Here is a 7,452-nt window from a genome sequence, read left to right on the forward strand (position 1 = left end):
AACGCCCCTAGTGAATCAAGGTGCTCAGGTTAATAAAGCAGGTGAAGATCAAACGCCCGTAGTGAATCAAGGTGCTCAGGTTAATAAAGCAGGTGAAGATGAAACGCCCGTAGTGAGCCGATGTTTTCTGATTAAAGCGCCTTTAGAAACTGAAGAACTGTTAGAGAGTGAGTGTGTGCTCGATGGCACCCCTCATGAGACCTTGATCATTTTTGCACATGGCGCCGGCGCTAGTATGCACAGTGACTTTATGCAAGATATGGTGAGAGGACTCCTGGCTAAAGGTGCCGAGCATGGCATAGGTGTGCTTAGATTCAATTTTCCCTTTATGCGAGCCAATGCCTTGGACGGTAAGCGTCGTCCACCGGATCGCGCCCCCAAGATACTCAAAGATTTTAATATTCACATCAAAGCCATCAAACAAGAGTACGCACCTAAGCGAATCATCTTGATGGGGAAATCCATGGGAGGACGCATGGCGGCCATGCTTGCGGCCGATACGGCCGTTGACGGTGTGATCTGCTTGGGTTACCCCTTCATTCCTCTTAAAGGCGGTGAGCCAAGACTGGCTCCCATCGAAGCGTGTCAGGTGCCCCTGTGTGTCATTCAGGGCGAGAGAGATAAGTTTGGCGGGAAAGGGCAAGTTGAACTCTGGTCTGTGATGGAAAAAGTCAGATTACATTGGTTAACCGACGGCGATCATAGTTTTAAACCAAGAAAGTCGTCAGGGACCAGCATTGAGGCTAACCTTAATGCTGCAATTGCTTATAGTATCGATTTTATCAGGGGGCTAGATGCGTAAAGGGTTTCTATTATTGGCGGCCTTGAGTGGCTTCATATCGGTGGCTTTCGGCGCCTTCGGTGCTCATGGCTTAAAACAGATTGCCACGCCGGAGATGATTGCTATCTTCAACTTAGGAGTGGAATACCAGTTTTACCATACCTTTGCCTTAATCGCCGTGGCCTTTGCGGGTCATTGGCTACCGTCTCGATTGATCGATTGGGCCGGTTATCTGTTTATGGCGGGCATAGTGCTGTTCTCCGGCTCTTTGTATGCCTACGCAATACTGGGGGCTAAATGGACCGGACCGATAACGCCTATTGGCGGCTTCTGTTTACTCTTGGGCTGGCTATTTATTGCATTGGCAGTGTGGCGTAACAGAGTGGTCGAACTGGACGATTAAACGATAGTGCTCGCTCTGGTGTGATGCAATAGCGTCAGAGTTGGCCGAATAACTTAGACAGTGTAGAATGGCGGCCATTATGAATATAGTCGCCATTTTTGTTTAAACATGCCGATTTAATATTCGCAAAAATCAATATTGCAAAGTCAGTATTGGCCAGCTTCAGGAATGTAGATGATTAACCTATTTTTGTTTTGTCGTGCAGGCTATGAAAAAGATTGTGCTGCAGAGATACAACACCGCGCCGCCGCTCTCGACATTGGTGGTTTCGTTAAGACCAATAAGAATGATGCCTATGTGATTTTTCAGTGCTTCAAGGCGGGGGACGCCGATATTTTGGTGCAGAAGATCAAATTAAACACTTTGATCTTTGCCAGACAGATGTTTGCGGCCGCTGAGTTGCTAAAGAAACTACCGGAACAAGACAGAATCTCACCCATCCTCGAAGCCTTGTCAAAAATCTCTTATGCGGGTGCGTTAAGGGTTGAGACACCAGATACCAACGAGGCGAAAGAACTGTCGACCTTCTGTCGTAAGTTTACCGTACCATTGAGACAAAAATTGAAAAAAGCGGGTATCTTGCTCGAGAAAGAAAACCCTAAGCGCCCTATTATCCACGTCTGTTTCGTGGCGCCAGGAACGGCTTATGTTGGATTCTCCTTGAGTAATAATAGTTCGCCCTATGCTTGCGGCATCCCCAGACTCAAGATGGCTGCGGACGCGCCTAGCCGTTCGACGCTAAAGCTGGATGAAGCCTTTATTCACTTTATTCCTAAAGATGAACATGAGACACGCTTGACCAGTGGCATGCATACGGTTGACCTTGGGGCTTGCCCGGGCGGTTGGACCTATCAACTGGTGCGCCGTGGTATGTTTGTGGCGGCCGTTGATAACGGGGCAATGGATCAAGGGTTAATGGATAGCGGTCAAGTTAAACATTACCAAGCCGATGGTTTCCGGTTCGAACCACCGAGAAAGAACATTTATTGGCTAGTGTGTGACATGATTGAGAAGCCGTCACGGGTAGCCGAGCTTATCGAAGCTTGGGCGATCAATGGTTGGTTTAAAGAGGCTATCTTCAACCTTAAACTGCCGATGAAGAGCAGATATAAAGATGTTTCGATCATCCTTGAGACCATGAGTGAGATCTTAAAGGAAAATGACGTCAAGGATTTTGAGCTTTCTTGTAAGCATCTCTATCACGATCGTGATGAGGTGACTGTGCACCTGAGGTTAAATCCGACTAAAGGTTTCTAATCGATTAATACCATTCCGAGTAAGTATCTGAACTGACCAGATACTTATATGGAATGGTAATATGTATCATAAAAAAAGCCCCAGGATGTTAATCATGGGGCTTTTTTGTATCTTAAGCTCGTCTGTTACAGACGATCGATCACAGCTTGAGTGAAATCAGTCGTACCATGAGTACCACCTAGATCACGGGTAGTGCGGTCGCCTTCGGCGATCACTGCAGTGACAGCTGCGCGAATTTTTTCCGCCTTGTCAGCCATGCCCAGATATTCAAGCATCTGGATAGAAGCCAAGATAACTGAGGTTGGGTTAGCTAGGTTCTTACCGGCAATATCCGGTGCACTACCATGTACGGCTTCAAAAATAGCCGCATCTTTACCTATGTTAGCCCCCGGAGCCATACCTAGGCCGCCAACTAGACCGGCACAAAGATCTGACAGAATGTCACCGAATAAGTTAGTGGTAACGATAACGTCGAAGATTTCCGGGTTCATGACCAATTTCATACACGTTGCATCGACAATCATCTCATCTGTGGTGATGTCGGGGTAACGTAGGCTGACTTCACGAGCGACTCTCAGGAACAAACCCGACGTAGACTTCATGATGTTAGCTTTATGAACTATGGTGACTTTCTTGCGATTTTCTTTGCGCGCTAGCTCGTAAGCAAACACTGTGATCTGCTCGGCACCCTTACGCGTGATGATACTGGTCGCTTCGGCTGTTGAACCATCTTCAGAGAGTGTCTGGCCTAGACCCGAATACATGCCTTCGGTATTTTCACGTACTGTGATGATGTCTATGTTGTCATAACGCGCTTGTGTACCTTTAAAAGACACGACTGGGCGGATATTGGCATACAGAGAAAACTTCTTACGCAAGGTCACATTGATTGAGGTAAAACCTTCACCAACTGGGGTCGTTAACGGACCCTTGAGGGTGATCTTATTCTTCTCGATCATATCGAGAGTGCGCTGAGGGAGTAGTTCGCCATGCTTTTCTAGTGCAGTTAAACCCGCATCGGTAAATTCATATTCAAAATCACAACCTGCTTTATCGAGGATCTTAATTGCTGCGTCGATAATACTAGGTCCAATCCCATCACCAGGGATCACGGTTATCATTCTTTTTGACATGGAGAATCCTTCCACGGTTGGTCGTTACTGCTATTGTCTGACCCCTCTTTGAACAAGGGGACTACGACTAGGAATTATTTCTTATTGTGCACTTCTTTATTTTAAACACTTTTATACATTTTTCACAGAAAATAGTGAGCAATCTCACGTTTTTTTATGTAGTGTTACTTGCATTAAATATAGCTTAAGACGATGATTGATGGTTAAAGGTTAAAAAAGACGACTTTAGGTCATTATTATTGATAACAATGATGATGATAAACCTCAGGTAAAAACCTACGTCCAGTTAACACAATAAGAAAAATGGGGCAGACCTTGAAGTCACTACCAATTGCATCCTTGCTATTCCTATCGACGAGCTTACTCACCGCTGGTGCTTATGCCACCACGGCGATGCATCCGGCGATAACACCCAATGACATCATGCATTTTGAGTCGTTGAAGAAGCCCGTGCTTGCTGATTCCGGGACCACGCTGGCTATTGAGGTCTCTCCCGATCGCGGTGACAGTCATGGTTTGGTGAAAAGTTTAACGTCGGCAAAAACATTCAGTGTCGATGGTGGTTCTAAGCCCCAGGTTAGCGCCGATGGCCGTTTTGTGGCCTTTAGTGTAAAAACACCTCTGCTTGAACTCGAGAAAGCATCCAAGAAAGAAAAGAAAAAACTCAAGTCAGGCATGGTGTTACTCGATACTCAAACGGGTAAAGAGACGCGTTTCGAGCGGGTGAAAAAGTTTGAATTTAACCAATCTGCTAGTCATTTGGCTATCTGGTTCGAAGCCGACCAAGATAAATCAGACAAGCAAGATAAACAAGAATCGGCAGCCGACGATAAGCCAGCAGAGGTTAAGGTCGATAAATTTGATAAAGGCTCACCATTTGAGCTGGTGGCACTGAAAAATGGCACTCGCCAGAACGTGGCTCATGTCACCGATTACTATTTCGATAAGAGTGGCAAGCATCTGGTTGTAGCCAGCAATAATACCCAGTCTAAGGTTCATCAGTTAGTCCTGTTTAAGCTTAGTCACCATAGCAGAGAGATAGTGCGCCAATTTAATGATCAACAAATTGGTGATGTCTCCCTCAGTGACGATGGTAAATATATTGGCTTTACTCATGGCGCTGCCGATGTAGCGCCATACGGGCGCCCATATAAGCTGTCACTGTTTAATATCGATACCGCTGAGGTTAGCGCCACGCCAACATCGAAACAGTGGCAATTAAATCGCTATACGACACTGAGATTTTCCGAAGATAGCCAACGCTTGTTCTTTGGGCGTGTGCCTCAAGTGAGTCAGCAGATTGAGCTGGCTAGCATAGAGCGGCAAGCAGACTTGTTCGATGAGTCAATTGTCACGGGTCAGCGACAGCTACGAATATGGCACGGTGACGATGCGCGTATTAAGCCTAATGAGGTTAAACAATACGAGCAGGAGCACAAACGCACTTATTTGGCGGTACTGCACCTTAATAGCAACAACTTAGTCCAGCTGGCCGATGAAACGGTGCCGGATGTGGCGCTAGAGGAGCAGACACGTTTCGTGTTAGCAAGCTCCGACATCCTCTATCGTAAGATGATCACCTGGGCAGGTTTCTATCGGGATTATTACCTGATAGACCTCAATACTGGACTTAAGAGTTTAGTGTTAACTCAACAGCCGAGCAGCGAAGAGCCCATTCTTTCGCCCAACGAGCGCTTTGTGACTTACTTTCAGCAAGGTCATGTTTACCTGTATCAAATCTCGGCAGATAGGCGCACTAATCTGACGAAAGACTTGCAGGTGACATTTGCCGATGAAGATCATGACTATCCATCCAATGCACCGGGATATGGTTTCGGCCCCTGGCTAAAAGATGATGCCGGCTTCCTTATGTACGATAAGTACGACATCTGGCAGGTGAATACTCAGTCTCACCAAGCATTCAAACTCACTGGTGGCAAGGGGCGTGAGCAAGGTATTCAATACCGGGTTACCGGTCTAGTCGACGATAAGAATCATGCCGATGTGCTGGCCATAGATCAGCAAGTATTACTGCATGGTTATAACGAGAGAACCAAGGGTGACGGATACTATCTTTCGACCATAGGGGTTGCAGGTGTTAAAACCCTGATGGAGGGGGATTACAAACTAAAAACGCTGGCACGCAGTAAAAATGCAGCTAGCTTGGTATTCTCCAAAGAGCGCTACGATCAGTTTCCAGATCTTTATACCGCCGAGTATTTAGCGCCACAAAAAGCCGCCAAGCAGACAGACCTAGATGCTCAGAAACGTCAGTTTAATTGGGGTAAGTCTGAGTTAGTCCAATGGACTAATGGCGACGGTCAGCCTCTGGATGGCGTGCTAATTAAGCCAACTAACTATGTCGAAGGTCAGCGTTATCCTGTGCTGGTGTACTTCTATCGCTTCATGAGTGATAGGTTGCACGCTTTCCCGCAGATGAAGATCAATCATAGGCCTAACTTTGCCTGGTATGCCGATAATGGCTACGCCATCTTCCTACCTGATATCAGGTTCGAAGTGGGCTATCCTGGAGCGACATCTGTGCAGGCATTAACCTCGGGAGTGCAGAAAATCATCGAGATGGGTGTTGCCGATCCCGATGCCATAGGCATTCAGGGCCATTCGTGGGGCGGTTATCAAACGGCATTTGCCGTGACTCAGACTCACATCTTCAAGGCTGCCGTCTCAGGAGCTCCGGTTTCAAATATGACCAGTGCCTACAGCGGCATACGTCTGGGCAGTGGTTTAGCGCGTCAGTTCCAGTATGAAACGGGCCAGAGCCGTATCGGTGAGAGTCTGTTTCGTGCGCCGCAAAAATACATAGAGAACTCACCCGTTTTCTACGCCGAGCGTATCGAGACACCTATGATGATCATGTTTGGTGATAAAGATGATGCTGTGCCTTGGGAGCAAGGTATCGAGCTCTATTTAGCGATGCGCCGCGCCGGTAAAGATGTGGTGTTCTTGCAATATCAAGATGAGCCTCATCATCTGAAGAAGTATCCCAACAAGCTGGATTATAGCATCCGCATGATGGAATATTTCGAGCATTATCTTAAGGGAAAGCCGGCTCCGAGTTGGTTGACTCAAGGCGAAGCTTATACCGAGTACAAGCAAGCTGACTAGCCATAGCCTTAAAATGATACCGATAGGTATGAGTCAATAACACCAAGCCGAGTCGATACTCGGCTTGGTGTTATACAGTGGGAATGCCGAGTCTGATATTAAGCTTGGTATGGGCCTAAGCTTTTAGTGTTTGTGATAATTTACCCTTGATATTATCAATATAAGCTGATGAAATATAATCCACTCTCCAACAACATATTCATTTAGCAGTCTATGGAGTTAAGCTAAATCAATCTAAATCAATCTAAATCAAGTAAATCGATAAGTTTAACCTGAATAAGGATATTAATGATGGATGATTCTAGAGGTGCAGGGGTGCGCATACCGCCTCCCTTGGTGTTTATTTTTTTTATCTTGTGTGGTCTTGGGCTAGGCACACTCTATCCCCTAGATATCCATTTCCCTGCCCTGCTCACCTATTTAGGTGCGGCTATAAGTGTGCTGGGGCTCATGGTCTTATTGTACTTAGCGACGCTTTTTAAGCGGGTTAAAACCAATATCGAGCCCTGGAAGCCCACGTCCAAGATTATCTCTACAGGCATCTACGCCTACTCCCGAAATCCTATCTATCTGGCATTTTGCACCATTCCTTTGGGCTTAGGCCTATTTTTCAGTCATATCTGGTTGATGCTGAGTGTGATCCCGGCTTGCATAGGGGTTTATTATCTGGCTATCCGAGCGGAAGAAGCTTATCTGACTGAAAAGTTTGGTGATGAATACCTGGCATATCGAAGTCGCGTCAGGCGTTGGTT

Annotated in this window: 6 protein-coding genes; 5 read left to right on the forward strand and 1 reads right to left on the reverse strand. The window is 46.5% G+C overall.

From position 1 onward, the window contains the following. The first annotated feature begins 127 nt into the window (after window positions 1-127). The 3 genes from HRU42_RS19930 to rlmM all read left to right on the forward strand — a co-directional run bounded on the left by HRU42_RS19930 (window position 128) and on the right by rlmM (window position 2,441). Window positions 128-802, forward strand: coding sequence for an alpha/beta fold hydrolase (locus tag HRU42_RS19930; protein ID WP_295033722.1), 675 nt, complete (start codon window positions 128-130; stop codon window positions 800-802). After that, the gene (locus HRU42_RS19935) at window positions 795-1,184 is read left to right on the forward strand and encodes a DUF423 domain-containing protein (protein ID WP_295033713.1); all 390 of its coding nucleotides are present in this window, start codon (window positions 795-797) and stop codon (window positions 1,182-1,184) included. The genes HRU42_RS19930 and HRU42_RS19935 overlap by 8 nt, the downstream gene beginning before the upstream one ends. Before the next feature lie 174 nt (window positions 1,185-1,358). After that, window positions 1,359-2,441: a 23S rRNA (cytidine(2498)-2'-O)-methyltransferase RlmM gene (rlmM, locus tag HRU42_RS19940; RefSeq protein ID WP_295033715.1), complete on the forward strand. Its 1,083-nt coding sequence runs from the start codon at window positions 1,359-1,361 to the stop codon at window positions 2,439-2,441. A 125-nt stretch (window positions 2,442-2,566) separates the two neighbouring features. On the opposite strand, the gene HRU42_RS19945 is transcribed toward rlmM, so the two are convergent. Continuing rightward, window positions 2,567-3,574 carry an isocitrate dehydrogenase gene (locus HRU42_RS19945; protein WP_295033717.1) on the reverse strand — a complete coding sequence of 336 codons (1,008 nt, stop codon included), beginning with the start codon at window positions 3,572-3,574 and terminating at the stop codon, window positions 2,567-2,569. Between the two features lie 315 nt (window positions 3,575-3,889). On the opposite strand from HRU42_RS19945, the gene HRU42_RS19950 reads away from it, so the two are divergent. Beyond that, on the forward strand, window positions 3,890-6,700 hold the full coding sequence (locus HRU42_RS19950; RefSeq protein WP_295033719.1) for a prolyl oligopeptidase family serine peptidase: 2,811 nt from the start codon (window positions 3,890-3,892) through the stop codon (window positions 6,698-6,700). Between the two features lie 291 nt (window positions 6,701-6,991). After that, window positions 6,992-7,452: isoprenylcysteine carboxylmethyltransferase family protein (locus HRU42_RS19955; RefSeq protein WP_295033720.1), on the forward strand; the 461-nt coding region annotated here is incomplete at its 3' end.

Origin of the sequence: Shewanella sp., from assembly GCF_013214165.1 — a bacterium.
Taxonomy (GTDB): Bacteria; Pseudomonadota; Gammaproteobacteria; order Enterobacterales; family Shewanellaceae; genus Shewanella.

Coding starts and splice junctions, on each gene's coding strand:
- HRU42_RS19935 (WP_295033713.1), top strand. CDS start 795: ATGCGTAAAGGGTTTCTATTATTGGCGGCCTTGAGTGGCTTCATATCG.
- rlmM (WP_295033715.1), top strand. CDS start 1,359: ATGATTAACCTATTTTTGTTTTGTCGTGCAGGCTATGAAAAAGATTGT.
- HRU42_RS19945 (WP_295033717.1), bottom strand. CDS start 3,574: ATGTCAAAAAGAATGATAACCGTGATCCCTGGTGATGGGATTGGACCT.